25 protein-coding genes and 1 tRNA gene are annotated in these 24530 nt (G+C 64.9%); 22 read left to right on the top strand and 4 right to left on the bottom strand.

Features of this window, described 5'->3' with window-relative positions:
- Positions 1-154 precede the first annotated feature (154 nt).
- The 9 genes from pdsR (at position 155) to BTJ49_RS03350 (ending at position 9241) form a co-directional block, all read left to right on the top strand.
- On the top strand, positions 155-844 hold the full coding sequence (gene pdsR, locus BTJ49_RS03385; RefSeq protein WP_113063914.1) for a proteobacterial dedicated sortase system response regulator: 690 nt from the start codon (positions 155-157) through the stop codon (positions 842-844).
- Positions 832-1458 carry a hypothetical protein gene (locus tag BTJ49_RS03380; protein WP_113063913.1) on the top strand — a complete coding sequence of 209 codons (627 nt, stop codon included), beginning with the start codon at positions 832-834 and terminating at the stop codon, positions 1456-1458. Before pdsR ends, BTJ49_RS03380 begins: the two co-directional genes overlap by 13 nt.
- A 39-nt stretch (positions 1459-1497) precedes the next feature.
- Positions 1498-3498 carry an ATP-binding protein gene (locus tag BTJ49_RS03375; RefSeq protein ID WP_113063912.1) on the top strand — a complete coding sequence of 667 codons (2001 nt, stop codon included), beginning with the start codon at positions 1498-1500 and terminating at the stop codon, positions 3496-3498.
- A gap of 204 nt (positions 3499-3702) precedes the next feature.
- Positions 3703-5475 carry a peptide-N4-asparagine amidase gene (locus BTJ49_RS03370; protein WP_168184648.1) on the top strand — a complete coding sequence of 591 codons (1773 nt, stop codon included), beginning with the start codon at positions 3703-3705 and terminating at the stop codon, positions 5473-5475.
- 146 nt (positions 5476-5621) lie between these two features.
- Positions 5622-7097, top strand: coding sequence for an anthranilate synthase component I (gene trpE / locus BTJ49_RS03365; RefSeq protein WP_113064036.1), 1476 nt, complete (start codon positions 5622-5624; stop codon positions 7095-7097).
- A gap of 78 nt (positions 7098-7175) precedes the next feature.
- On the top strand, positions 7176-7703 hold the full coding sequence (locus BTJ49_RS15415) for a hypothetical protein (RefSeq protein ID WP_146742252.1): 528 nt from the start codon (positions 7176-7178) through the stop codon (positions 7701-7703).
- A 2-nt stretch (positions 7704-7705) separates the two neighbouring features.
- Positions 7706-8575 (top strand): Kiwa anti-phage protein KwaB-like domain-containing protein, encoded by an 870-nt coding sequence (locus BTJ49_RS03360; protein WP_113063910.1) that lies wholly within the window; start codon positions 7706-7708, stop codon positions 8573-8575.
- A gap of 32 nt (positions 8576-8607) precedes the next feature.
- Positions 8608-8931 carry a YbjQ family protein gene (locus BTJ49_RS03355; protein ID WP_113063909.1) on the top strand — a complete coding sequence of 108 codons (324 nt, stop codon included), beginning with the start codon at positions 8608-8610 and terminating at the stop codon, positions 8929-8931.
- 10 nt (positions 8932-8941) lie between these two features.
- A complete protein-coding gene (locus BTJ49_RS03350; protein ID WP_113063908.1) occupies positions 8942-9241 on the top strand; it encodes a hypothetical protein in 300 nt (99 codons plus the stop codon).
- Positions 9242-9428: 187 nt separating this feature from the next.
- On the opposite strand, the gene BTJ49_RS03345 is transcribed toward BTJ49_RS03350, so the two are convergent.
- On the bottom strand, positions 9429-10466 hold the full coding sequence (locus BTJ49_RS03345) for an aminopeptidase (protein ID WP_113064035.1): 1038 nt from the start codon (positions 10464-10466) through the stop codon (positions 9429-9431).
- Between the two features lie 101 nt (positions 10467-10567).
- On the opposite strand from BTJ49_RS03345, the gene panE reads away from it, so the two are divergent.
- The 8 genes from panE to BTJ49_RS03305 all read left to right on the top strand — a co-directional run bounded on the left by panE (position 10568) and on the right by BTJ49_RS03305 (position 18615).
- On the top strand, positions 10568-11497 hold the full coding sequence (gene panE / locus BTJ49_RS03340; protein WP_113063907.1) for a 2-dehydropantoate 2-reductase: 930 nt from the start codon (positions 10568-10570) through the stop codon (positions 11495-11497).
- Between the two features lie 69 nt (positions 11498-11566).
- A complete protein-coding gene (locus tag BTJ49_RS03335) occupies positions 11567-12595 on the top strand; it encodes a 2-dehydropantoate 2-reductase (RefSeq protein ID WP_113063906.1) in 1029 nt (342 codons plus the stop codon).
- 101 nt (positions 12596-12696) lie between these two features.
- A complete protein-coding gene (locus BTJ49_RS03330; RefSeq protein ID WP_168184647.1) occupies positions 12697-13062 on the top strand; it encodes a DUF2946 family protein in 366 nt (121 codons plus the stop codon).
- A gap of 69 nt (positions 13063-13131) precedes the next feature.
- Positions 13132-15291 (top strand): TonB-dependent copper receptor, encoded by a 2160-nt coding sequence (locus tag BTJ49_RS03325; RefSeq protein WP_113063904.1) that lies wholly within the window; start codon positions 13132-13134, stop codon positions 15289-15291.
- A 95-nt stretch (positions 15292-15386) separates the two neighbouring features.
- The gene (locus tag BTJ49_RS03320; RefSeq protein WP_113063903.1) at positions 15387-15983 is read left to right on the top strand and encodes an aminodeoxychorismate/anthranilate synthase component II; all 597 of its coding nucleotides are present in this window, start codon (positions 15387-15389) and stop codon (positions 15981-15983) included.
- Between the two features lie 27 nt (positions 15984-16010).
- On the top strand, positions 16011-17045 hold the full coding sequence (trpD, locus tag BTJ49_RS03315) for an anthranilate phosphoribosyltransferase (protein ID WP_113063902.1): 1035 nt from the start codon (positions 16011-16013) through the stop codon (positions 17043-17045).
- A 77-nt stretch (positions 17046-17122) separates the two neighbouring features.
- Positions 17123-17914 carry an indole-3-glycerol phosphate synthase TrpC gene (gene trpC / locus BTJ49_RS03310; protein ID WP_113063901.1) on the top strand — a complete coding sequence of 264 codons (792 nt, stop codon included), beginning with the start codon at positions 17123-17125 and terminating at the stop codon, positions 17912-17914.
- 5 nt (positions 17915-17919) lie between these two features.
- On the top strand, positions 17920-18615 hold the full coding sequence (locus BTJ49_RS03305) for a haloacid dehalogenase-like hydrolase (protein WP_113063900.1): 696 nt from the start codon (positions 17920-17922) through the stop codon (positions 18613-18615).
- 51 nt (positions 18616-18666) lie between these two features.
- Here BTJ49_RS03305 and crp read toward each other — a convergent pair whose 3' ends face one another.
- A complete protein-coding gene (gene crp, locus BTJ49_RS03300) occupies positions 18667-19281 on the bottom strand; it encodes a cAMP-activated global transcriptional regulator CRP (RefSeq protein WP_193568481.1) in 615 nt (204 codons plus the stop codon).
- A 457-nt stretch (positions 19282-19738) separates the two neighbouring features.
- Here crp and speD point away from each other — a divergent pair, with 457 nt between their 5' ends.
- A complete protein-coding gene (gene speD / locus BTJ49_RS03295) occupies positions 19739-20521 on the top strand; it encodes an adenosylmethionine decarboxylase (protein WP_113063898.1) in 783 nt (260 codons plus the stop codon).
- 51 nt (positions 20522-20572) lie between these two features.
- On the top strand, positions 20573-21214 hold the full coding sequence (locus BTJ49_RS03290; protein ID WP_113063897.1) for an HAD-IB family phosphatase: 642 nt from the start codon (positions 20573-20575) through the stop codon (positions 21212-21214).
- A 358-nt stretch (positions 21215-21572) separates the two neighbouring features.
- Here BTJ49_RS03290 and coq7 read toward each other — a convergent pair whose 3' ends face one another.
- On the bottom strand, positions 21573-22214 hold the full coding sequence (gene coq7 / locus BTJ49_RS03285) for a 2-polyprenyl-3-methyl-6-methoxy-1,4-benzoquinone monooxygenase (protein WP_113063896.1): 642 nt from the start codon (positions 22212-22214) through the stop codon (positions 21573-21575).
- On the bottom strand, positions 22211-23443 hold the full coding sequence (locus tag BTJ49_RS03280; protein WP_240601707.1) for a (Fe-S)-binding protein: 1233 nt from the start codon (positions 23441-23443) through the stop codon (positions 22211-22213). The genes coq7 and BTJ49_RS03280 overlap by 4 nt, the downstream gene beginning before the upstream one ends.
- Positions 23444-23576: 133 nt before the next feature.
- Between BTJ49_RS03280 and rplM the strand changes: the two genes are divergently transcribed.
- From rplM to BTJ49_RS03265, 3 genes are all read left to right on the top strand, one after another.
- Positions 23577-24005, top strand: coding sequence for a 50S ribosomal protein L13 (gene rplM, locus BTJ49_RS03275; RefSeq protein ID WP_113063894.1), 429 nt, complete (start codon positions 23577-23579; stop codon positions 24003-24005).
- A 9-nt stretch (positions 24006-24014) separates the two neighbouring features.
- The gene (gene rpsI / locus BTJ49_RS03270) at positions 24015-24407 is read left to right on the top strand and encodes a 30S ribosomal protein S9 (protein ID WP_113063893.1); all 393 of its coding nucleotides are present in this window, start codon (positions 24015-24017) and stop codon (positions 24405-24407) included.
- Positions 24408-24440: 33 nt separating this feature from the next.
- Positions 24441-24514, top strand: a tRNA-Gln gene (locus tag BTJ49_RS03265).
- Positions 24515-24530 lie beyond the last annotated feature (16 nt).

Raw genomic sequence — 24530 nt, 5'->3', positions numbered from 1 at the left:
AAAGACGTCGGCGCGGCGCGTGCGGGGACGCGATGCGGGCAATCCGCGGTCCAGATGTGGCCGAATGCGGGCAGGTGCGGTTTGCGCCTTGCACGGGGCCGCGCGCCGTTGCAGGCTGCAAGCCAACGATCATCCATTCGCAAGGAGCCCGCTCATGGGGCGCAGCATCGCCATCGTCGAGGACGAACCGTCCATCCGCGCCAACTACGTCGAGGCATTGACACGCTTCGGCTACGAAGTGCGTGGCTATCCGTCGCGACGCGACGCCTCCAGTGCGTTCGGCACGCGGCTTCCGGAGCTGGTCATTATCGATATCGGCCTCGGCGACGAACCGGAGGGCGGCTTCGATCTGTGCCGCGAACTGCGTGCAAAATCGTCGACGCTGCCGATCATCTTCCTGACCGCGCGCGATTCGGACTTCGACGTGATCTCCGGTCTGCGCCTGGGCGCCGACGACTACCTCAGCAAGGACACCAGCCTGCATCACCTGGCCGCGCGCATCGGCGCGCTGTTCCGCCGCATCGAGGCGCTGAAGACACCCGAGGCCAGCGAGACGGTGATCGAACACGGCCCGCTGAAGCTGGAATCCGAACGCATGCGCGTGACCTGGAACGACGCGGAGATTCCGCTGACCGTGACCGAGTTCTGGATGGTGCACACGCTGGTGCGCTTCCCTGGCCATGTGAAAAACCGTGACCAGCTGATGCGCGAGGCCGAACTGGTGGTCGACGACGCGACCATCACCTCGCACATCAAGCGCATCCGCAAGAAGTTCGTCGCCATCGCGCCGGACTTCGATGCCATCGAGACCGTGCACGGCGTCGGTTACCGATGGAAACCTTGAGCGCGGCGCCGCGCGCGATTCGACTCGGTTTTGCACTGCTGCTGGGTTTGTGCGCCGTTTCTGCACAGGCGGCGCCCGCATCCGGAAAGTCCGCCGTGGCCTATGGTCGGGCCGGGGACAAGTGGCCCGGCTGGTCCATCGTTACCGATGTGCCGTCGGGCTGGACGGCGGACTGCTGCGATCATGCGCGCTGGGTCGGCGTGCCGATGGTGATCTATCGCGGGGACTGGACCGGCAAGCCCGAGGGCGTGATGGTGCTGAACGTCTGGCTTTCGCACGGCCAGACCCTCGAGCAGGATCTGGACAAGGACCGGGATGAGTATCGGCGACGCGATCCGAAAGCGACCATCGCCGCGCTGTCGATGCCGACGCCCAGGGGCGTGACCTGTTCCGGCGTGCGTTACCACGGCAGCGACGGTGTCGAGGATGCCGTGATGTTCTGCGATCCGGGCCAGCGCACCGGCATCCATTACAGCTGGTCGATCAGCATCGGTGAAAAGAACCCGCAGCGTGCCGCAACGCTGAACGCGTTCGCGCAGGTGGTCGCGCATTCGCGGTACCTGCGCTACGACCCCGCTTCCGGTCCGCCGCCGGCCGAGTCCGGGAAGAAGTAAGCTGGTGAGCGATGTGATCGCGCGACGGAACCCTCCCGCATGACTTTGCGCCGCAAACTGCTTCTGGTCGCCCTGTGTACGCTGGTGCTGCCGCTGGTGGGGTTGCTCTATGTGCGACAGATGGAGACGTTGCTGCGGCGCGGGCAGGCGCAGGCACTGGCGGCTTCGGCGCATGCGCTGGCGCGTTCGCTGGTGGTGGTCGGTGCGGCATTGCCGAAGAGCAGCGGCTGGTACGTGCAGCGTCCGGTCGATGCGATCACCGTCGACGGCTACGGCGACGACTGGGGACCGATGACGCCATGGGCGCAGCCGCTGGGCGACCGCGGCCGCCTGATGCTGGCGCACGACGACGCCTGGCTGTACCTGTTCGCGTCGATCCGCGACACCACGCGCACGCGCCGCGACGCCGATGCGCCGGACGCGATGCGCGCCGATCATGTGCTGCTGACGCTGGCGCGCGGACGATTGCTGTGCACCTATCTGATCGCCAGCGCCGCGCCAGGCGGATTCTCCGCGCCGGCATTGAACGATTGCCGCGACGATGGCTTCCCCGACCACGTCAACGGCCAGTGGCAGGACGATGGCAGCGGCTATCGCATCGAGCTGCGCTTGCCGCGCTCGCTGGGCGTGAATGGCCTGGGTCTGAGCGTGCACGACGCCGATGCCGCCACGGCCGATCTGACCGAGCCGGTGCGGCCGCTGCTCAGCTATTCGCGTTCACTGTCGGCGGAACTGGCGCAGCTGGCGCCGGACGGCGTGCAGGCGCGTTTGCTCGGTCCGCACGCGTGGCTGCTGGCGACGGCCGGCTCGCTGCGCACGCACGAGGACCCGCATCGACGTCCGGGCTGGCTGGCCTACACCATCTACCGCTTGCTGATCGCCGCGCCGTTCGATGCGGCGCAGCCGTGGACCCAGGACGCACCGCGCCTGGACACGCCGCAGGTGCGCGAGGCGCTGGCCGGCAAGGAGGCGATCTCGTGGACGCTGGGCGAACAGCGCGGCAGCGTGATCCTCAGCGTTACCGTGCCGGTGCGCGACGCCCATGGCGTGCTGCGCGGCGCGTTGCAGCTCGATCAGGCCAGTCTGGCCGTGCCGCTGCTGGCCAACCGCGCGCTGTTCGCGCTGCTGCTGGCCAGTCTCGGCGTGCTGCTGGCGGCCGGGCTGGTGCTGTTCGGCTTCGCCACGCGCCTGAGCATGCGTCTGGGTCGCCTGCGCGACGCCGCCGAGCGGGCGCAGGCGCGCGACGGGCGTCATTCGGGCGCGTTCCCGTCGCACGACGACACCGACGAATTGGGCGATCTGGCGCGCAGCTTCGAACGTCTGACCCAGGCGGTGGCTGGTTACACCGACTACCTGCGCACGCTGGCTTCCAAGCTCTCGCACGAACTCAACACGCCGCTGGCGATCGTGAAGTCATCGCTGGACAACCTCGAACACGCCGGCCTGCCCGAGCACGCGCGGCCTTATTTGCAGCGCGCCCGCGACGGCGTCACCCGGATGGGATCGCTGGTGCGTGCGATGAGCGAGGCCAGCCGCATGGAGCGCGCGATCGAAGCAGCCGAGGCCGAGACCTTCGATCTGCGCGAGGTCGTGCGCGGTTGCGCCGAGGGCTACCGTGAGCTGGCCGCGCCGCGCCGCATCGAGCTGGAACTGCCGGATGCGCCGGTGACGCTGCATGGCGCGCCGGAGCTGATCGCCCAGGCGCTGGACAAGCTGTTCGGCAATGCCGTGTCGTTCACGCCGGAGGACGGCTGGATTCGTCTCGGTCTGCGTGTCGAGGGCGACGAGGCGTTGCTGGAGATGGCCAACCAGGGTCCACCGTTGCCGGCGTCGATGCAGGACCGCCTGTTCGATTCGCTGGTCAGCGTACGCGAGGACCGCGGGCACGAGGGGGCCACGCATCTGGGTCTCGGTCTGTACGTGGTGCGTCTGATCGTCGAGCGCCATCAGGGCCGCGCCGAAGCGCGCAATCTCGACGACGGAAGCGGCGTGGCGTTCACGATGCGTCTGCGCGGCATGCCGCGCGAACGGCTGTCCTGACGCAGAAATCTCGGCGGCTTCACGTCGATCGCGCCACGCTTGCAGTAGGATCGAAGACTGGTCGCGGCATCGCATCCGTATGGACGTCCATGCTGCGCCGCAGGGGAGACTGAACAGGGGCGGTCTCGCATCTCGCGTGTCGACATGTCGTCGAAACGATCGGCGCATGCGCGGGCGCGCGCTTCGACACATGGAGGGATCGCCATGAGGCTGTGTCTGTCCGGTCCGCTGCGCACGGCAGCGGTGTTGCTGTTTTCCTTTGGTCTGGCTGGTGCGGTCTGCGCCGCCGGTGCGTCGTCAGACGTGTCATCCTCGCCGCCGCTGGGCGAAACCGGTGCGGTCACCGCGCTGCCCGACGTGCCGACGCCGCCGACGCGGCCGTGCGTGGTGCCGCTGTTTTCCGATGTGCAGTTCGCCAACTTCACGCCCAAGACTTTCGACTACGCGCCGCCCGCGCGCTGCCGCGGACCGTGGGCACGCGTGGTGCTGGTGATGGACTGGTCGGTCACCGCCGGTCGCCAGTTCGACCGCACCGCGAGCCTCTGGCTGGGCGGTGTCAACGTGTACTTCGGCACCACGCAGGAGCCGTCCTCGAACATCAGTCCGCACTGGCAGGTCCAGCGTGACCTGACCGACTACAGCGCACTGCTGCGTCACCCGCAATCGGGCCGCACTATCCTCGGCAACGTCGTCAACGGCACCTACACGGGCGTCATTCACGGCAGTGCGAAATTGGTGTTCTATCCCGGACCGGCACCGCGGGTGCCGGACATGATCGTGCCGCTGTCGTCGAACCCGGACGGCGACACCATGTCGGTCAGTCCCGGCACGCCGCAGGTCGGGCGCACGCTGGACCTGCCGCGCAACATGGTGGCGATCTACATGGACGTGTATGCGCAGAGTCAGGCCTCGGACGAGTTCTGGCAGTTCTGCGTGCCGGATGCCGTGGCCGACAAGCTGTATTCCTGTGGCGGCTCCGGCTTCCGCCAGACGATGGTCTACATCGACGGCCAGCCGGCCGGCGTGGCACCAGTGTATCCGTGGATCTACACCGGCGGCGTCAGTCCTGCGCTGTGGCGTCCGATACCGGGTGTGCAGACGCTGGATTTCCGTCCGTTCCGGGTCAACCTGACGCCGTTCGCGGCGCAGCTGGACGACGGTCAGCCGCATGCCGTCACCCTGGGCGTGACCAACACCGGCAACCATTTTTCGATGGCCGCGAATTTGCTGATCTACCGCGACCCGGCGCGCAAGGTCGTGACTGGCGCGCTGACGCGCAACACACTCGAAGCCGATCCGGCGCAGCAGGACGACATCGAGACGCTGAGCGATACGCAGACGCGCGTCAGCACCAACTCGACGCGTGATTTCAGTGTGGCGGGCTACGTGATGACTTCGCGCGGCCGCGTCGACACGCAGGTCCATCAGAAAGTCGATTTCTCCAGCGTGCAGGACTTCACCATCTCCGACACGCAGTTCCGGCAGACGCTGGATCAGCACACCAAAGTGCATGTGACCACGCGCGTTGACGGCCTCGGCCCGGCGCACGTCACTACACGCGAGATCGCCTTCCCGCTGTACTTCGACTACAACGACTACGTCGGTAGCGACGGGCTGGAGCGGCTGGCGATGCAGGTCGATCAGTCCTTCGACCGCACGCGGCGCAGCCAGCAGGGCCAGCATGTGGTGTTCAGCGATCATCTGCACAACGAGGTGACGCCTTCGGTGCAGTACAACTTCGATGCATCGGGCAATCTGGCCAGCGTGTCGCCGTGGACTGGCGCCCAGCACGTCCATTACGACAACAGCCTCGGGCAGTGCTTCGACCGCCGGCTGACCAGCGACACCTACGATCTGCTGGATGTCACGGACGGCGAGGGCTGCGGCGGCCACAACCGCTATCGTTGGACGCCCTTGATGAACCTCGGTGGCGGCTTCTTCACCATCGGCAACGAGGATGCGCTGTGGCGCTGGTGAGGATCTGACGCGGGACCGCGCTTCCGCAGTCTTTGTAGCGGAAGCGCGGATGCGGCCGGCGGCGCGGCTTATGCCGCCTGCTGCTGTCCCCGCACCGGCGCGGCCTGCTATCTTGCCGCGATCCCTTGCCCAGTCATGCCATGCCCGTGATCACCCAGGACAAATTCAACGCGCTCGCCGACGCCGGCTACAACCGCATCCCGGTGGTGCGCGAGGTACTTTCCGATCTGGATACGCCGCTGTCGGTGTACCAAAAGCTGGCCGACGGCCCGTACACCTTCCTGTTCGAGTCGGTCGAGGGCGGCGAGAATTGGGGGCGCTATTCCATCATCGGTCTGCCGGCCAAGCGCGTGTTCAAGCTGCGCGCGAACACGCTGGAGGTCGAGGATTTCGGCGAAGTGGTCGAGACCCGTGAGCTGGACGATCCGCTGGCCGAGATCGAGGCGCTGCGTACCAGTTACGACGTGCCGCGCCTGCCAGACTTGCCGGCCTTCACCGGCGGCCTGGTCGGCTACTTCGGCTTCGAGACCATCGGCTACATCGAACCGCGCCTGGCGCAGTGGGATCGCCCGGACGAGCTGGGCACGCCCGACGTGTTGCTGATGCTGGCCGAGGAGCTGGCGGTGTTCGACAGCTTGAAAGGGCGTCTGTACCTAATCGTGCACGCCGACCCGTCGCAGCCGCAGGCCTGGGCGCGCGCGCAGCGGCGGCTGGAGGAGCTGACCTTCCGCCTGCGCCACTCCGGCTCGACCTATCCGGAGAACCTGCATCCCGAACCGCTGGCCGAGAGCGACTTCAAGTCCTCGTTCACGCGCGCCGAGTTCGAGGCCATGGTCGAGCAGGCCAAGGAATACATCCGCGCCGGCGACATCTTCCAGGTGGTGCCTTCGCAGCGGCTGTCGGTGCCGTTCCATGCGCGTCCGGTCGACGTCTACCGCGCGCTGCGCGCGCTCAATCCGTCGCCGTACATGTATTTTCTGGACCTTGGCGCGACGCAGATCGTCGGCTCCTCGCCTGAGATCCTGGCGCGGCTCAAGGACGGCAAGGTCGTGGTGCGCCCGTTGGCCGGCACGCGCAAGCGCGGCGCCACGGACGAAGAGGACAAGGCGCTGGAAGCCGAACTGCTGGCCGATCCCAAGGAGCGCGCCGAGCACGTCATGCTGATCGACCTGGGCCGCAACGACGTCGGCCGCGTCAGCGTCGACGGCAGTGTGCAGGTGTCCGACGCCTTCAGCATCGAGCGCTATTCGCACGTCATGCATATCGTCTCGGAAGTCCAGGGCACGGTGCGCGACGGTATCGGCTACATGGATGTGCTCAAGGCCGCGTTCCCGGCCGGCACGCTCAGCGGCGCGCCGAAGATCCGCGCGCTGGAGATCATCCAGGAACTGGAACCGTACAAGCGCAACATCTACGCCGGCGCCATCGGCTGGATCGGCTGGTGGGGTGATGCCGACACCGCCATCGCCATCCGCACCGCCGTCATCCACGACGGCCGCCTGCACGTGCAGGCCGGCGCCGGCATCGTCTACGACTCCGATCCCGCGGCCGAGTGGGAAGAGACCATGAACAAGGGCCGCGCCCTGTTCCGCGCAGTGGCGCAGGCGGCCGAAGGGCTTTGAAAATCAATTGGTTTGGGTAGTCTCAGGGTTTGAGTATTTAGTCAGGTAGGCTCAAACTCCGTCCATGGAGGGCTAACTATGCTTAGTCGGCTAGCTAGATTCTTATTTGCCTGTGCTTCGTTGTCGCCTGTTGCGATTACATGGGTAATTGCTAACTATGGGCATCAAGGCTTCGATCGGGACCAGCTGTTGGTGGCCTTCTGCGCCATCATGGTTGCTTTGATTTGCTATCTGGTATTAAAGGAAAGTGCGGCGCGCCTTACAGCAGTGAGCTTTAAAGTTGTTGAGGTCAAGGCCGTCGATAGCGAAGTTGTTGGCTACATAGTTACGTATCTTTTTCCGTTTATTGCGCCTGAGCACGCTGTTAGCGTATCAACGTTAGCGTTCCTAGTTGTACTTCTTGCTTTCGTTTTATCAGCAGCGCATGCCTTCACATTTAATCCACTACTAACCGTGTTTGGCTATCATTTCTATGAAGTTAAATGTAGTAGTGGTGTTTCTTACTTGCTCTTGTCTGATAAGGATGTAACGGATGTAAAGCAAGTTGACGAGGCAGGTAAGATATCCAGCTATTTGTTGTTAGATTTGTCGAAAGGGAGGGGTTGAAGATGGATTTTTTTGTTTTAGTTGGTGGGGATAGGATGGCTACGTATCGTCTGAATCTAGATCGGGCGTTACAGCGGGAATTAGATGAGCATTTTGAAACAATTTCGCATCATATCGATGACGATGGATTAGAGGTTGTTCCTTTCGAGCGCGAAAATTTCCATCCTGATGATTCTGAGGTTCTCAGAATAAGACCGTTTGATTTGCCGGACTTTATTTTTGATCCAACACAAAACGCGGTGGGTTGGGCGGTTCTACCCAATGATGAAGAGATTATTGGAAGTATATATTGCTTGATTGCAAGCGAGCGTGGCGGAGAAAGGCTGATCTTCCAGGTAATACCCAAGGGGCGGCGGTTAAGCAAATCGCTTCTAAATGTTGTTCTTAGTAGGGACTCATTCGTTAAACTTGATGCCCCTGGTTTGGTGATCGATGATCACTGCCATGCTGTTTATAAAGATAGTGGGCTGTATTTCAAGAGTTTATGGTGGTTAAAGCAGATTATTGATATTTCGGAGTATTACAGAGAGGCTACAGAAGCAGATATTGATAATTTGGGGGCTGAGGATAGCGTTTTTATTGAAGATGTAGATTCGCTAAAAGAGCGAGCCGGGCAATGGGTACGAACACGCATAGCATACATCCTGGATTCCAAGGTTCTTGAGAGGTTTTCTCCTAATGAACTGAAGGAAAAGGCTGCTGCATTCAATCTAGATCTAGAAGTTAGGTCTGTGGATGAGATTGATAAGTTAGTTATTCCTAATGACCCAAAAATGTTAAGGTCTACACTTAAGTTCCTTGAGGAGGAATATTATTCTGGACCAATTACTGGTGCGAATTACGAGGCTAATTCAAAGAGGCGCATCGGGTAGTGGTTTTCTAAAACATTCGTGAGGATACTAACGTGCTGGTAGTTACTACGGAAAACGTCCCCGGCAAACGGGTGCGCGAAGTGAAGGGGCAAGTGTTCGGCGTGGTGGTCCGCAGCCGCGGTATCGGCGGCAACGTCATGGCCGGCCTGCGCTCGCTGGTCGGCGGCGAGATCCACGAGTACACCTCGCTGCTGGAAGAGGCGCGCCGGCATGCGCTGGATCGTCTGGTCACCAACGCCTCGGCGATGGGCGCGAACGCGGTGGTGATGATGCGCTACGACTCTTCGGAAATCGGCCAGACCATGAGCGAGATCGTCGCCTACGGCACCGCCGTGGTGCTCGAGCCCGACGCCTGAGGACACGACCATGCTGCGCACCGTCCTGCTGACGCTCGGCGTGCTGTGCCTGCTCGGTGCGCTGGGCGTGTTGTTGACCAGCCAGGGATTGCACGCGCTGCCGTGGCTGCTCTACGGCGCGCTGGTGCTGGGCGCGGGCGTGGCGTTCGAGAGCTGGCGCTACAAGCGCATCGGTCCGAAGCGCATCGAGGCGCACTGGCAGGACACCGGCGAGCGCTTCGTCGATCCCGAGACCGGCGTCATCACGGCGGTGTACTTCGATCCGCGCACGGCGGAACGGCACTACGTGGCGCAGGACGGGCCGCGATAGTAATCGTCGCCGCGGTCTGCACTTGGTGCATCGGCGCAGCATTCGTCGGGATGGATGTCGCTGAAAGTTGGAGTCCGGCGATTTTCTCGCCGGCGGCATGCGAAGTCGCGGGGTCCCGGTGTTCGCTCGGATGATTCCCGGAGGGAATGCGTGCGTCGCACGCCGAGAGAGCCTTTCGAGGCTTAACTCAAGAATGTGTGCGCAGTGCGTCCAGTTTCGCGTGGCGCTGCGCTGCGGGCAGTTTCGAAAGCGCCCGCACGGCGGCGAAGAACGCGGGCCAGTCGCCGTGCACCTGCGCGAACAGCGTGGCAAAGGCAGGCACGTCGCGATCGTAGAGCGCGAACGGCAGTAGCGCGGCGTTGTTCAGCGGTTGTGCCATCCAGGCGTCGTAGTCGGCGTGATCGCGCCACGGGCCAGCGCGCAGTGTGCGGTAGCGCGTGCGCAGTTCGGTGAAGGCCGCCTTTTTCAGGCGTCGCTTCTCGGCATCGCTGCGGTCGCTGGCGTACAGTTTCACCAGTTGTTCGCGCGTTCTCAGAAGAAGTCGGGTGAAACGCTCCGCGCGCTGCGTCGCGCCGGGATCGGACGGCGCCAGATGCTCGGCAGCGTGCCACTGCCGCAGACCCTCGCGTTGCACGAAGGTGGCGAAGGCCTCGTTGAAGGCGGTGTCGCCCTTCACGTACAGCTTCTGGTGCGCCAGTTCGTGGAAGATCGTGCCGACCAGCTCGTCGTCGCTCCAGCGGTTCATGCTCGACAGAATCGGGTCGGCGAAGTGGCCGAGCGTGGAATAGGCGGGCACGCCGCCGATGTAGACGTCGTCGCCCTTGGCGCGCAGGCGCCCGGCTTCGGCTTCGGCGCGTGTCTTCTTGTAGTAGCCGCGGTAGGCCACGCAGCCGGCGATCGGGAAACAGTGCGTGATCGGTCGCATCGACAGCGGCGGCGTGGCGAAGACGTTGTACATCACGAACGGTCGACCGATGTCGGCGTACAGCGTGTAGCTGCGGTTGCGCGGCAGGTCGAGGCGGTCGGAGGCGAACGCGCGGGCGCGCAGCGCCAGCCGCAGGCGGGCTTTCAGCGCCGGGTCGGTGCCGGGAGCGTCGAGCACCTTGCGGATGGGTTCGCGGCGCATCAGCAGGCGGGTCTCGCCGGTGGCCAGGTGCAGGTAGTAGCAGCCGCTCAGCAGCAGGGCGAGGGACAGCAGCAGGAGCGGGCGCAGCACACGGGGCATGCGCCTATTGTCCGACAAAGCGCCGATGCTGTCCGGCGGCGTCCACGACAGGGCCGGTCGCGGTATGGTGTGCGCGAATGCGAACGCTTGGAGACTGTGCAATGCGAATTCTGGTCCTCGGTGCCGGCGGGACGGGTGGCTATTTCGGCAGCCGGCTGCTGGCCGCGGGGCGCGATGTGACCTTTCTGGTACGACCGCGCCGCGCCGCGCTGCTGGCCGAACGCGGGCTGCATGTGCGCAGCCCCGTGGGCCATCTTGATCTGCCCGCGCCGCCGACGGTGACAGCCGATGCGCTGGATGCGCCGTTCGATCTGATTCTGCTCAGCTGCAAGGCTTACGATCTCGACAGCGCCATGGACGCGTTCGCACCGGCGGTCGGTCCGCATACGCGCATTCTGCCGCTGCTGAATGGAATGCGGCATCTGGAGGTGCTACGCGAGCGGTTCGGCCACGAAGCGGTGCTGGGCGGTCTGTGCCTGATTTCCGCCGCGCTCGATGCGGAGGGGCGGATCCAGCATTTTGCGCCTGCCCACAAACTGGTCTTCGGCGAACTGGATCCGCAGGCCACGTCGTCCGAGCCGGCCGTGCTGAAGGTGCTCGACGACGCCGGCTTCGACGTGCGGTTGAGCGAAAACATCCGCCAGGAAATGTGGGAGAAGTGGGTGCTGATCGCCAACCTCGCCGGCATCACCTGCCTGATGCGCGCTTCGGTCGGCGACATCATTGCGGCCGGCGCCGGGGATCTGGCGCTGAAGCTCTGGGACGAATGCGCCGCTATCGCCAAGCAGTGCGGATATCCACCGGGCGAGGAAGCCACGCAGCGGGTGCGCCGGATCATCACGGACGTCGACTCGGTGCTGATGGCGTCGATGCTGCGCGATGTCGAGAGCGGCAGCCGCACCGAGGGCGATCATATCCTCGGCGATCTGCTGCGTCGCGGCGGCGAGGGCAATTATCCGGTGCTGCGCGCCGCGCATTTGCACGTGAGGGCCTACGAGGCGCGTCGCGAACGGGTCACGCAGGGCAAGTGACGGCGGGCTCGGCGCCGCCACGCACACAGGTACGCTAGGCTGTCGGCACCCGGTACGAGCGCGCAAGCCATGAACGAGCCGCATCCCGAGATTGCCGTGATCGGCGCTGGCAGCATCGGCTGCTTCGTGGGCGGTCATCTGGGCATGCAGACGCGGGTGCGGTTGGTGGGACGCGAGCGCGTGCGCGCCGTGATTGCCGAACATGGCATGCGTCTGACCGATCTGGATGGCGGGCGCGTCGAACGCTTGCCGCAGGATCTGGACTACGTCACCGACATCACGGTCGCGCGCACCGCGGAACTGGTGCTGATCACGGTCAAGTCCGACGACACGCCCGCGGTGGCGCAGGCGCTAGCGCCCGTGCTGCGCGAGAGCGCCGTGGTGCTCAGTCTGCAGAACGGCCTGCAGAACGTGCCTGTGCTGCGCGAGGCGCTGCCGAAGTGCACGGTCCTGGCTGGCATGGTGCCTTTCAATGTGTTGCACCGTGGACACGGCCGGCTGCATCGCGCCTCGGCTGGCACGCTCATGGCCGAGCGGCATGCCGCGCTGGCGCCGTTCGCGGCGACCTTTGCAGCCTGTGGTCTGCCGCTGGAACTGCGCGATGACATGCGCGAAGTGCAGTGGGCCAAGCTGCTGCTCAATCTCAACAATGGCGTCAACGCGCTGTCGGACTTGCCGTTGCGCGAGGAGCTGGCGCTGCGCGACTACCGCAGATGCCTGGCGTTGCTGCAGGACGAGGCGCTGCGCGCGCTGAAGGCGGCGGGTATCCGCCCCGCGCGCCTGACGCCGTTGCCGGCGCGCTGGTTGCCCACGCTGTTGCGTGCGCCGGATGCCGTGTTCGGCTTGCTGGCGCAGCGCCTGCTGGCGATCGATCCGTTGGCGCGTTCCTCGACCTGGGAAGACCTGGCCGCGGGCCGGCGCACCGAAATCGAGCACATCAACGGTGAGGTGGTCCGTCTGGCCTCGCGACAAGGAATGCCCGCACCGGCCAATGCGCGGCTGTTGGCGTTGGTGCACGAAGCCGAACAGGGCGATCGTCGCATCTGGCGTCGCAGCGAGCTTTGGGACGAACTGCGCACCGCAGCGGAGTCGCGCTAGCCTGTTTTCGCGACACGATGTCACAGGCGAACGAAACCGAGGCGTGCGATCCTTCTGTCGCCGCACGTGACTGCGGCATGTGGCTTTCCGGGGTTCGCTGCTTGATCTTCTCGCGCCGACAATTCCGTGTGCTGGCTTGGCTGTGCCTGTCCGCGCTCGTCCTGACTGCGGTCGCGCCCGTGGTTTCGCGGGTGCTCATGCCGCCGATGACGATGGCCGCGGACTGCGGTCCGACGGTCGGCCACACGGCATCCGAAGGACACGGCACGCCGCATGGCGCGCCGCTGGATGCTTGCGCGTACTGCAGCCTGTTCTGCCACATTCCGCTGCAGGTGGGTGTGCCGCCGGCACTCGTGCTGGCCGCGCCGCTGCCGCCGCTGCCGCCAGCCGGTCCGGCACCGCTCGTCGACACGCCGTATTCCATCCTTGCTTCGCATCCTCGGGGACCGCCGCAGGCGCAGGCCTGATTGCTGTCTCCACACCGCGCAGGGCCGACGGCCGTGCGCGGCGATGCGTATTGTTTGCAGGATGAATCCATGTTTCCTCTTTCCCCGGAAGGGCGTGCCTGCGCGCGCCGTACTCTCGCGGCCGGTATTGCGCTGGCCCTGACTTTTCCTCTTGCCGTCTCGGCAGCGCCTTCGCAGCCTGCGTCGCACAAGCACGATGCCAAAACCGATCGGGCCCAGGCGCTGCAGCCGGTGGTCGTGACCGCACCGATGCAGGATGCGCCGCTGACCGTGACCCTCGATCCGAAGGCGGCGCACCAGCCGGTGCCGGCCAGCGACGGCGCGGACCTGCTGAAGACCGTTCCCGGCTTCGACACCATCCGCAAGGGCGGCAGCAACGGCGATCCGGTGCTGCGCGGCATGGTCGGTTCGCGCCTGAACATTCTCGTCGACGGCGGCCAGATCGCCGGCGGCTGTCCGTCGCGCATGGACCCGCCGACGGCCTACATCGCGCCCGAGCTGTACGACAAGGTGACCATCATCAAGGGGCCGGAAACTGTGCTCTACGGTCCCGGCAACTCGGCTGGCACGGTGCTTTTCCAGCGCGAGCATGAGCGCTACGACGAATCCGGCTGGTCGTTCGACGGCAGCCTGCTGGGCGGCACGCGCGGGCGCAACGATCAGATGGTCGACCTGCGCGCCGGCACGCCGCAAGGCTATCTAGAAGTGGCCGCCAATCACACGCGCGCCGGCGACTACGAGGACGGCTCCGGGCATCGTGTGCACAGCCGCTACGAGCGCTGGAACGTCGACACCACACTCGGCTGGACGCCCAGCGACGACACCCGCGTGGAGCTGTCGGCCGGTCGCGGCAATGGTCAGGCCGCGTATGCGTTCAGCGGCATGGACGGCGCACAGTTTCTGCGCAAGAGCGCGGCACTGCATGTGGTGCAGAAGCATCTGGGCACGCATTTCACCAAGCTGAATGCCCGCGTATACACCAACTACGCCGATCACGTGATGGACAACTTCACGCTGCGCCATCCCGACCCGAACAGCCGGATGCCGATGGCCATGGCCAGCAATGTCGATCGGCGCACGGTCGGTGGTCGCCTGGCCGGCACTTTCGAGTGGAGTGACGACGTGCGTCTGACGGCCGGCTTCGATGGTTCCGGCAATGTGCACAGCGCGCGCAACGGCGGCCCGCCGGGCAGCATGAACTACTACAAGGAGCTGCCGCGAGTCCGCGATGCCCGCATCGAGACGGCCGGGGCGTTCGCCGAGCTGCACTGGGACCTGACGGAGCGGCAGCGACTGATTTCCGGTGCGCGTCTGGACCGCGCGCATGCGCACGGTTATCACCTGAAGGCCGATGGCATGTCGTCCGGCATGGCTGGCATGACCTCGAGCACGGCCATGAGCGGCGGTATGGGCATGATGATGGATGCCACGCCCACGGTCGCGGCCAGCCGCAGCGACACGCTGCCGTCGGGCTTCGTCCGCTACGAGCGCGATCTGGCCTCTGCGCCCGCTACCTTCTATGCCGGCATCGGCCATGTCGAGCGCTTCCCGGATTACTGGGAACTGTTCGGCCAGCACGTCGACACGTCGCGGAGCGCCTTCCTGCACACGCGCCCGGAACGCACCACCCAGCTCGACATCGGCCTGCAATATCGCGATGCACGTACCAAGGCGTGGGTCTCCGGCTACTACGGCGCGATCGTGGATTTCATCCTGATCCATTACCCGACGGGCATGAGCACGGGCGCAGTGCGCAATGTCGACGCACGCATCGCCGGCGGCGAGGCCGGAGTCACCCATGCGCTGACGAAGCGCTGGAAAGTCGATGCCACGCTGGCCTATGCCTGGGGTGCAAACCGCACCGAGCATCGTCCGCTACCGCAGATGCCGCCGCTGGATCTGAAGCTGGGCCTGACCTACGACACCGGGAAATGGTCGGTCGGCGGGCTGTGGCGCGGCGTGGTCGCGCAGCACCGCGTGGCGGTGGGCGAGGGCAACATCGTCGGCCAGGATCTCGGTCCGACGCCCGGTTTTGCCGTGTTCTCGCTCAACGGCGGCGTTCGCCTCGACGATGCACTGACGCTCAGCGCGGGCATCGACAACCTGTTCAACCGCACCTACGCGGAGCACATCAACGCGTCGTCGGTGGAATTGGCCGGTTACGTCAATACGGTGCGAGTGAACGAGCCGGGCCGCACGGCCTGGATCAAGCTGGCGGTACACATGTAGCGCTCATGACCAGTCGTCAGGTGACGGCGGCGCATGCGGCCGTCACAATAGGGCGCCCTGGCGGCGCCCGTGCCGCTCCATCGAGGACATGCTCCGTGCTGTTGATGATCGACAACTACGACAGTTTCACCTGGAACCTGGTGCAGTACCTGGGCGAGCTGGGCCAGCCGGTGAAGGTGGTGCGCAACGATGCGCTCGATGTCGACGGCATCCGCGCGCTCAAGCCCTCGCGCATCATGATCTCGCCCGGGCCGGGTACACCCGACGACGCCGGCGTGTCGCTGGCGGCGATCGAGCAGCTTGGCGCGGAGATTCCGATCTTCGGCGTGTGCCTGGGCCATCAGTCCATCGGCCAGATCTACGGCGGGGAAGTAGTGCGTGCCAAGCAGATCATGCACGGCAAGACCTCGCCGGTGCGCCACCGCGGCCAGGGCGTGTTCGCCGGGCTGCCGGACCCGCTGGAGGCCACGCGCTACCATTCGCTGGTGGTGGCGCCGGATTCGGTGCCGGACTGTCTGGAGATCACGGCCTGGACCGAAAACCCCGATGGCAGCCTGGACGAGATCATGGGTCTCCGGCACAAGACGCTGCCGGTCGAGGGCGTGCAGTTCCACCCGGAGTCGATCCTGACCCGTCAGGGGCATGATCTGCTGCGCAATTTCCTCGGTTTGCCGCTGCCCAAGGCAGCCTGACACAAATACGTACACGGAGTCGCTTTCATGGCTTTCACCCCGCACGAGGCGTTGCAGCGCACCATCGAGCATCGCGAAATCTTCCACGACGAGATGATCGAGTTGATGCGCGAGATCATGGGCGGCAAGGTCAGTCCCTTGATGACCGCGGCGATCCTGACCGGTCTTCGGGTGAAGAAGGAAACCATCGGCGAGATCACCGGCGCGGCGCGCGTGATGCGCGAGCTGTCGACGCCGGTCCCGGCGCGCGGCACCGAGCACCTGGTCGACATCGTCGGTACCGGCGGCGACGGTGCGTCGAGTTTCAACATCTCCACCACGGCGATGTTCGTCGCCGCGGCGGCGGGCGCCAAGGTGGCCAAGCACGGCGGCCGCAGCGTGTCGTCGAAGTCGGGCAGCGCGGACCTGCTGGAATCGCTGGGTGCGCGCATCGACCTGACGCCGAAGCAGGTCGCGGACTGTCTGGACGAGACCGGCATCGGCTTCATGTACGCCCCGAACCATCATCCGGCGATGAAGGTCGTCGCGCCGGTGCGCAAGGAAATGGGCGTGCGCACGCTGTTCAACATCCTCGGTCCGCTGACCAATCCGGCTGGCGCGCCGAACATCCTGATGGGCGTGTTTCACGAGGATCTGGTCGGTATCCAGGTGCGCGTGCTTGAACGCTTGGGAGTATGGCGTGCGCTGGTGGTGTACGGCCGCGACGGCCTGGACGAGATTTCGCTGGGTGCGACCACCAAGGTCGGCGAGTTGCGCGACGGCGTGGTTCGCGAGTACGAGATCGAACCGGAGGAATACGGTCTGGCGATGGCGTCCAGCCGCAACCTGCGCGTGGATAATGCCGAGGAATCGATGCGCATGGTGCGCGAGGTGCTGGCCGGCACGCCGGGCGTGGCCCGCGACATCGTGCAGTTGAATGCCGGTGCGGCGCTGTATACGGCCGGTAGCGCCGACAGCATCGACAGCGGCATTCACTCCGCGCGCGAGGCCATCGAGAGCGGCGCGGCCGAGCGCAAGATGCTCGATTTCGTGGCCGCGACAAAGCGTCTGGCGGGCGATTGACGCGGGGGTGCAACATCGGCGGCGTTTGCCGTTAAGATGCGAGCCGAGTCGACCTTCCTCCATTCCCCGTTTCGACCATGTCTGACATCCTTCATCGCATTCTCGCCCGCAAGACCGAGGAAATCGCCGAGCGCGAAGCCCAGCTGCCGTTGAAGGAGCTGGCTGCACGCTGTGCGGACCTGCCCGAGACGCGCGGCTTCGCTGCAGCGATGGAAGCGCGCATCGACGCCGGCGATCCGGCGGTGATCGCCGAGGTCAAGAAGGCCAGTCCGAGCAAGGGCGTGATCCGCGACGACTTCGATCCGGCCCGGATCGCCAAGGCTTATGCCGAGGCGGGTGCGGCGTGTCTTTCGGTGCTGACCGACAAGGATTTCTTCCAGGGCAGCGAGGCCTTCCTGAAAGCGGCACGCGATGCCTGCAGTCTTCCGGTGTTGCGCAAGGATTTCATCGTTGCGCCGTACCAGGTGTACGAGGCGCGCACGATCGGCGCCGATTGCATTTTGCTGATTGTCGCGGCGCTGGAGGACGATGCGCTGCTGGAACTGACCCTGCTGGCTGCGCAGTTGAACATGGACGTGCTGGTGGAAGTGCACGACCTCGACGAGCTGGATCGCGCGTTGGCAGTGCCGGCGTCGCTGATCGGCGTCAACAACCGCAACCTGCGTACGTTCAAGACCTCGCTCGACACCTCGATGGACTTGCGCGACTACGTGCCCTACGACCGCGTGCTGGTCACCGAGAGCGGCATCCGTTCGCCGGAGGACGTCGAGCGGATGCGCGAGGCCGGCATCGAGGGATTCCTGGTCGGTGAGGCATTCATGCGCGCCGAGGACCCGGGTGCGGAATTGAAGCGGCTGTTCTTCAGCTGACGACGATGCGTGCAGAAAGGGAAGCGGACGCTGGGGCCGAGGCTGCTCCGGCATCGCGCGTCGTGCTGTTCGATTTCGATGGCGTGGTGCTGCGCGGCGATGCCTTCGCGGCGTTCGTGCGCGCGCGCCTGGAACGCCGACGTTGGCGCAAGTGGCTGGGCCTCGGTCTGTGCGTGCCGCTGCTGCCGACGCTGCCGTTCACCCGGCGCTGGGCCGTCAAGGCATTGATCTTCGCCGTGCTGTGCGGTCTGCGCGAGGACGGCTATCGTCGCTTGGCGCGGGATTTCGGCATCGAGCTGGTGCGTCAGCCGCGCCGTTTCCACCGCCCGGCGCTCACGCGGCTGCGGCAGCATCTGAGCGACGGTGATCGGGTCATCGTGGTGACGGGGTGCGAAGAGACCCTGGTGCGCAGCATCTTCGACGAGCTCGGTCTGCGCGATCTTACGATTCTGGCATCGCGCCTGCGAAGTGGTCGCCTGGGCATGCGCGTGCAGCTGCACAACGTCGGGGTGCGCAAGATCGAGTCGTTGAAGGGGGCCGGCGTCGAGCCGCCCTGGGCCGTGGCGTACGGCGATTCGGCCTACGATCTGCCGATGCTGCGCGAAGCGGCGGAGGCGGTGCTGGTCAATGCTTCGCCAAAGTGGTGCAAGCGGGTCGAGCGGGAGCTGGGTCGTAGCGTCACTCGCGTACACTGGCACTGAGCCTTGCGCTCGTGCCGGCCGCATCCGTGCGGCGCGGTGTGTTTCTCGGGGTCAGCGCGTGCCGCGCACCACGATAGTCTTGCCGGAGACGTCGATCATGCCCTGCTCCTCGAGCTGCTTGAGGACACGGCCGACCATCTCGCGCGAGCAGCCGACGATACGGCTCACTTCCTGGCGCGAGATGCGGATCTGGGTGCCATCCGGATGCGTCATCGCATCTGGCTCGTCGCACAGGTCCAGCAGGGTGCGCGCGACGCGGTTGGTGACGTCCATGAACGCCATGCGGCTGACCTGACGCGAGGTGCGCAGCAGTCGGTTGGTCAGCTGGAAGCCGATCGCGAACAGCAGTTTCGGACATTCGTCCTTCAGCGTGCTCTCGAACAGCTGGAACAGGCGTTCGTAGCTGATTTCGGCCAGCTCGCAGGTGGTGCGCGTGCGCACCAGCGATTCGCGCTCCGACTGATCGACGAACAGACCCATTTCGCCGATGAACTGGCCGCGGTTGATATAGGCCAGGATCAGTTCACGCCCGTTCTCGTCCTCGCTGCACACCGTCACCGAACCGTCGATGATGTAGTACAGCGTGTTGGCCGGGTCGCCCGGGCGGACGATGGCAGTCTTCTTCGGATAGCGACGACGATGGCAGTGCGCCAGAAAGCGCTCCATCGATTGCGGGTCGGGACCGAGCCCCCCGGGCGCGTGATGGCGGACGAATTGCTGCTGTAGCAGGTATTTTAGTTGGGCCACGATGTACTTCCGTCAGCGACAGTCAACGGGTCCCGCGGGAACTCCCCCTACGCGGAACCGGCATGCATCCCCATACTATAGCTATTTATGACTTGTGCGCCTAAGCCAAATCGGAAGCCATTTCGCACGGATGAACATGCGTTCGCATTTGTGCCTTCCCACGACCTGTCTGGAGCGGGGAACAGGATGCTTGCATCTCTTCAAATCCCCGCAGGCATGCCGCATAATTGCGAATTCCGGCGCCGGCGCTTCTGTCGTCGCGCTGCGTTCCGCGCGGCGGGCAAGGGCATTCTTGCAGTGATCCCTTCCGACCGCTGATCTCATTTTGCCGGTGACCTCTGCGCCAGAGCCGACCCGAGCATTCCGGAGGGTAGCCGTGGTGAAACCGCTTCCGCGTCTTCGGCTCCAGGGCTTCAACAACCTTACCAAGGCCCTGAGCTTCAATATTTATGATGTCTGCTATGCCGTCTCCGAGGAGCAGCGGCAGCGCTATATCGAGTACATCGACGAAGCCTATGACGCCGACCGGTTGACGCAGATCCTGACGGATGTGGCCGACATCATCGGCGCCAACGTGCTCAACATCGCACGCCAGGACTACGACCCGCAGGGCGCCTCCGTCACCATCCTCATCTCCGAGGAGCCGGTGGTCGAGAAGCTCGGCAAGGACTCGATCTCCGGCGCCGTGGCGCATCTGGACAAGAGCCACATCACCGTCCACACCTATCCGGAAACGCATCCGCACAACGGCATCGCGACCTTCCGTGCGGACATCGACGTGGCCACCTGCGGCGTCATCTCGCCGCTGAAGGCGCTGAACTACCTGATCGACAGCTTCGAGTCCGACATTGTCATCATGGACTACCGCGTGCGCGGCTTCACCCGCGACGTGAAGGGCAAGAAGCACTACATCGACCACAAGATCAACTCGATCCAGGACTATCTGGCGCGGCACATTCGCCAGAAGTACGAGATGTTCGATGTGAACGTGTATCAGGAAAACATGTTCCACACGAAAATGCACATCAAGGACTTCGACCTCGATACCTACCTGTTCGAGGCGCATTCCGAGGAGCTGTCCTTCAAGGATCGCAAGCGCATCGAGCTGCTGGTGCGCCGCGAGATCGAAGAGCTGTTCCACGGCCGCAACCTGATGTGACGAGACGGTCCGCACGACGCGGGCCGTTTTCACATCGGCGAATGCCTCGACATGCCTATCGACCGACCACCGGAAACGCCGGACCTGGCGCTGTTCGACTTCGACGGCACGCTGACCGTTCGCGAGACCTTCGCCGATTTCATGCGCGCGGCCACTCCGTCGTGGCGTCGTTACCTGGGCGGTCTCTGGTTCGGGCCGATGTATGCCGGCTACAAGGCCGGCTGGGTGTCCGGCAGCCGCATCCGCGCCGAGGTCGTGCGTTTTGGATTCCGCGGCCTGCCGGCGAACGCGCTGCGCGCGGCGGGCGAAGCCTTCGCGCGGAACGTGTTACCGACGCGGCTGGATATGCGCATGATGCAGCGCCTGGACGATCATCGCCGCCGCGGCGACGTGGTGGCCGTGGTCTCCGGCGCGCTGGATGTCTACCTGCAGCCCTGGTGCGCGCAACACGGGTTGCCCGTGATCTGTTCACGCCTGCAGGTGGTCGACCGCCTCGTCACCGGCCGCTACGAGGGCGCCCAGTGCGTGGGCGAGGAAAAAGCGCGGCGCGTACGGGCGGCCTGGGATCTGTCGAGCTTCGGCGAGATCCATGCCTACGGCGATACCGCCGAGGATCACGCCATGCTCGCGCTCGCCCATCGCGCCTACTTCCGCGGCCGGCTCATGGGCGCCGTCGGAGCGCGGACCATCTGAACACCCCGGTGCTCGCGCGACCGTTCTCGCGCGGCATGACCCGGCGGAAGCGGGGCGCGCGCCATTCCGTTGCTCACCATCCGAGCGGCCCCATGGCCGGACTGTCATCACGCGAGCATCATCACGCATGGCCGTCATCGCTCTTGGTCGCCATCCTGGACGGCCAGCTTCTTGGAAAGCCGGCATCCGCATGGCCTTCATTCAAGAGGGGGCGTGATCCTGGGTGGTCGTCGTCGTGATCTTGGGTCACTGCGATCTCGCGTAGTCGTCATCCCGGCGAACACCGGGACCCGGCCGACTCAAGCACCGCATGCGCGCCGAAGAAAGGGCGAGCGCTGCATCCAGGGCCACCGCTTGGTCAGATCCGGTAGGCGACCGCCTTCATCACCTTCGAGGTCAACGCCATCAGCGTCGGGATTGGCGCCGGCAGTTCGATGCCGCCGCGCGCGAGGGCGTTGTCGGCATGGCGAATCTCGTCTTCCTGCATCTGTCTGAGCACCGCGCGCGAGCGTTCGTCCTCGGCGGGCAGGCGTTCGATGTGTTCGGCCAGGTGCGCTTCGACCTGTCGTTCGGTCTCGACCACGAAGCCCAGGCTGACACGGTCGTTGACCGCGGCCGCGGCCGCGCCGATGGCCATGCTGCCGACGAACCACAGCGGGTTGAGCAGGCTCGGACGACTGTCCAGTTCGCGTAGACGATCCGCGCACCAGGCCAGGTGGTCGGTTTCTTCCACGGCCGCTTGCAGCAGATGTTCGCGAGTCTCGTCGTCACGAGCCAGCAGCGCCTGTCCCTTGTATAGCGCCTGTGCGCAGACTTCACCGGTGTGGTTGATGCGCATCAGGCCGGCGGCATGGCGGCGATCGGCGTCTTCCATTTCGACGTCGGGGTGCGCCTGTGCTGGCGATGGGCGTTGGGCGTCGGGCTGGCCCGCGACGGCTTCGAGTGCGTTTTCGATACCGATGAAGAAACGGTCGAGCGGTGTCAGGGTGCGTGCGTTCATGCGGATTCCAGTTGGCGTTCCAGCAGGGTGAGCGGGTGCTCGGTCGGCAACGCGGGATTGCCGGCGGCCAGGTGCAGGCGGCAGCCGATATTGGACGACAACAGACGGTCGACTGCCAAGTCATCGATCTGTTCGAGCTTGATCGCGCGCAGGCGCTCGGCGCGCGCGGGGAAGGTGAGCGCATGGCTGCCGGCCGCGCCGCAGCAGCCCGGGGCGGTCGGCAGGACCTGCACGTCGAGTTCGGGCACGCGGCGCAGCAGCCTGAGCGCCGCGTCCTCGCCCGTCGATTCGCTGCCTCGTGTGCAGGGCACGTGCAGTGCCGCACGCAGGGCGAGCGGGCGGAAGCGCAGTCGATCAGCGTGTCGCGCCAGAAAGTCCAGTGCGTCTTCGACACGGGTTGCCGGAAGATCGTGCCGCAGGGTGTCCAGGCAACCGGACGTGATCGTCAATACGGTCTCGGGAGAATCCGCGTGACGCCAGTCCTTTTCCGTGGCGCGCGCGGCTCGGGTAGCGCGCGCGGGAAGGCCGTCGTGCCGGTCCATGGCGCCACAGCAGCGGACGGGAAGGTGCTGTACGGCAAAGCCCGCTGCATCAAGCAGACGTTCGACCGCCTTCAGGGCAGCGGCCTCCTGTTCGGAGGCCATACAGCCCGGAAACAGGCCGACGCGCGGGCGCTCGGGTGTCGGCGCAGGTCGCGTGTCGGATCTCGCTGCCGCGCCGCGTGATGGGCTTGATCCGAGCATGCGCAGCGCCGCGCGCATGCTCGTGGCAGTTCCGCTGTGAACGCGTTCAAGTAGGGCCGGCATCCATTGCGGTGCGCGCAACACGCGCGCAAGTCGAATCAACGGAGTCGCCAGGCGTGGATGCGATACGATGTCGAGCAGACGTGTCGGTCGTTGCGGTGCCGGCCCGATGATCGCGCGGGTCTGGACCAGAAGCTCCCCATAACGGACCTGCGACGGGCATGCGCGTTCGCATTGTCCGCAACTCAGGCAGTGGTCGAGATATTCGCGAACCGGGTTCAGGTCACCGGTCAGCGAGCCGTCGGCCAGCGCGCGGGCCAGTCGGATGCGGCCGCGCGGCGATTCGGCTTCGGTGGCGTCCAGCGCGTAGGTCGGACAGTGCGGCAGGCACAGGCCGCACATCACGCATTGATCGGCGAGTTCGGCGATGCGTGCCAGAGGCGTGGATGCTGATCCTGTAAGGGGGTCGTCAAACATGCGATTCATGCTATCATCGCCCTCTTACGCACGGTCGGTTGATCGACCGGCTTGCGCGGAGTGCCGGATTCGGCTATTCTTTCGCGCCTTTCGTTTCACCATTGCGGTCCGCCCTACAGGGCGGCTAGACGGGTATTTCGAGATGAATACGTTCAGCGCCAAGTCCGAGAGCGTCAAACGCGACTGGTTTGTGGTCGACGCCACGGGCAAGACGCTTGGTCGGCTCTGCTCCGAAGTCGCTCGCCGCCTGCGCGGCAAGCACAAGCCGGAGTTCACTCCGCACGTCGATACCGGCGATTACATCGTCGTGATCAACGCGGAAAAAGTGGCCGTGACCGGCAGGAAGATGGGTGACAAGACCTATCACCGTTTCACCGGCTATGTCGGCAACATGAAGCATATGTCCCTGCAGGACATGCTGGCCAAGCACCCCGAGCGCGTCATCGAGATCGGCGTGAAGGGCATGCTGCCCAAGAATCCGCTGGGCCGCGCGATGTATCGCAAGCTGAAGGTGTACGGCGGCGCCGAGCACCCGCATGCCGCGCAGCAGCCCCAGACGCTGGAGCTTTAAGGAATCATCATGGCGATTCAGCAGAATTACGGCACCGGCCGTCGCAAGTCCTCCGCCGCCCGCGTGTTCCTGCGCAAGGGCAACGGTTCGATCGTCGTCAACGGCAAGCCGCTGGACGAGTTCTTCGGTCGTGAAACCTCGTGCATGATCGTGCGCCAGCCGCTCGAACTGACCGAGATGACCGAGAAGTTCGACATCAAGGTCACCGTCAGCGGTGGCGGCATCACCGGCCAGGCCGGCGCAATCCGCCTTGGCATTGCCCGCGCGCTGGTCGAGTACGACGAAAATCTGAAGTCGCCGCTGCGCAAGGCCGGCTTCATGACCCGTGACGCCCGCGAAGTCGAGCGCAAGAAGGTCGGTCTGCACAAGGCACGTCGCGCCACGCAGTTCTCGAAGCGCTAAGTTTCGTATATACTGCGCGGCCGATCCGCTTCTTGGGGGATCGTCTAATGGTAGGACTGCAGACTCTGACTCTGCCTATCTAGGTTCGAATCCTAGTCCCCCAGCCAGTTCAGAAAGCCCTGA

The sequence above is a fragment of the Oleiagrimonas sp. MCCC 1A03011 genome (genome assembly GCF_003267965.1).
GTDB classification, from domain to species: Bacteria; Pseudomonadota; Gammaproteobacteria; order Xanthomonadales; family Rhodanobacteraceae; genus Oleiagrimonas; species Oleiagrimonas citrea.
Note: the sequence above shows the minus strand (reverse complement) of the source record. Positions and strands in the feature narration are given on the sequence as shown.

Coding starts and splice junctions, on each gene's coding strand:
- pdsR (WP_113063914.1), top strand. CDS start 155: ATGGGGCGCAGCATCGCCATCGTCGAGGACGAACCGTCCATCCGCGCC.
- BTJ49_RS03380 (WP_113063913.1), top strand. CDS start 832: ATGGAAACCTTGAGCGCGGCGCCGCGCGCGATTCGACTCGGTTTTGCA.
- BTJ49_RS03375 (WP_113063912.1), top strand. CDS start 1,498: ATGACTTTGCGCCGCAAACTGCTTCTGGTCGCCCTGTGTACGCTGGTG.
- BTJ49_RS03370 (WP_168184648.1), top strand. CDS start 3,703: ATGAGGCTGTGTCTGTCCGGTCCGCTGCGCACGGCAGCGGTGTTGCTG.
- BTJ49_RS15415 (WP_146742252.1), top strand. CDS start 7,176: ATGCTTAGTCGGCTAGCTAGATTCTTATTTGCCTGTGCTTCGTTGTCG.
- BTJ49_RS03360 (WP_113063910.1), top strand. CDS start 7,706: ATGGATTTTTTTGTTTTAGTTGGTGGGGATAGGATGGCTACGTATCGT.
- BTJ49_RS03350 (WP_113063908.1), top strand. CDS start 8,942: ATGCTGCGCACCGTCCTGCTGACGCTCGGCGTGCTGTGCCTGCTCGGT.
- BTJ49_RS03345 (WP_113064035.1), bottom strand. CDS start 10,466: ATGCCCCGTGTGCTGCGCCCGCTCCTGCTGCTGTCCCTCGCCCTGCTG.
- panE (WP_113063907.1), top strand. CDS start 10,568: ATGCGAATTCTGGTCCTCGGTGCCGGCGGGACGGGTGGCTATTTCGGC.
- BTJ49_RS03335 (WP_113063906.1), top strand. CDS start 11,567: ATGAACGAGCCGCATCCCGAGATTGCCGTGATCGGCGCTGGCAGCATC.
- BTJ49_RS03325 (WP_113063904.1), top strand. CDS start 13,132: ATGTTTCCTCTTTCCCCGGAAGGGCGTGCCTGCGCGCGCCGTACTCTC.
- trpD (WP_113063902.1), top strand. CDS start 16,011: ATGGCTTTCACCCCGCACGAGGCGTTGCAGCGCACCATCGAGCATCGC.
- trpC (WP_113063901.1), top strand. CDS start 17,123: ATGTCTGACATCCTTCATCGCATTCTCGCCCGCAAGACCGAGGAAATC.
- BTJ49_RS03305 (WP_113063900.1), top strand. CDS start 17,920: ATGCGTGCAGAAAGGGAAGCGGACGCTGGGGCCGAGGCTGCTCCGGCA.
- crp (WP_193568481.1), bottom strand. CDS start 19,281: ATGGAGCGCTTTCTGGCGCACTGCCATCGTCGTCGCTATCCGAAGAAG.
- BTJ49_RS03290 (WP_113063897.1), top strand. CDS start 20,573: ATGCCTATCGACCGACCACCGGAAACGCCGGACCTGGCGCTGTTCGAC.
- coq7 (WP_113063896.1), bottom strand. CDS start 22,214: ATGAACGCACGCACCCTGACACCGCTCGACCGTTTCTTCATCGGTATC.
- BTJ49_RS03280 (WP_240601707.1), bottom strand. CDS start 23,443: ATGAATCGCATGTTTGACGACCCCCTTACAGGATCAGCATCCACGCCT.
- rplM (WP_113063894.1), top strand. CDS start 23,577: ATGAATACGTTCAGCGCCAAGTCCGAGAGCGTCAAACGCGACTGGTTT.
- rpsI (WP_113063893.1), top strand. CDS start 24,015: ATGGCGATTCAGCAGAATTACGGCACCGGCCGTCGCAAGTCCTCCGCC.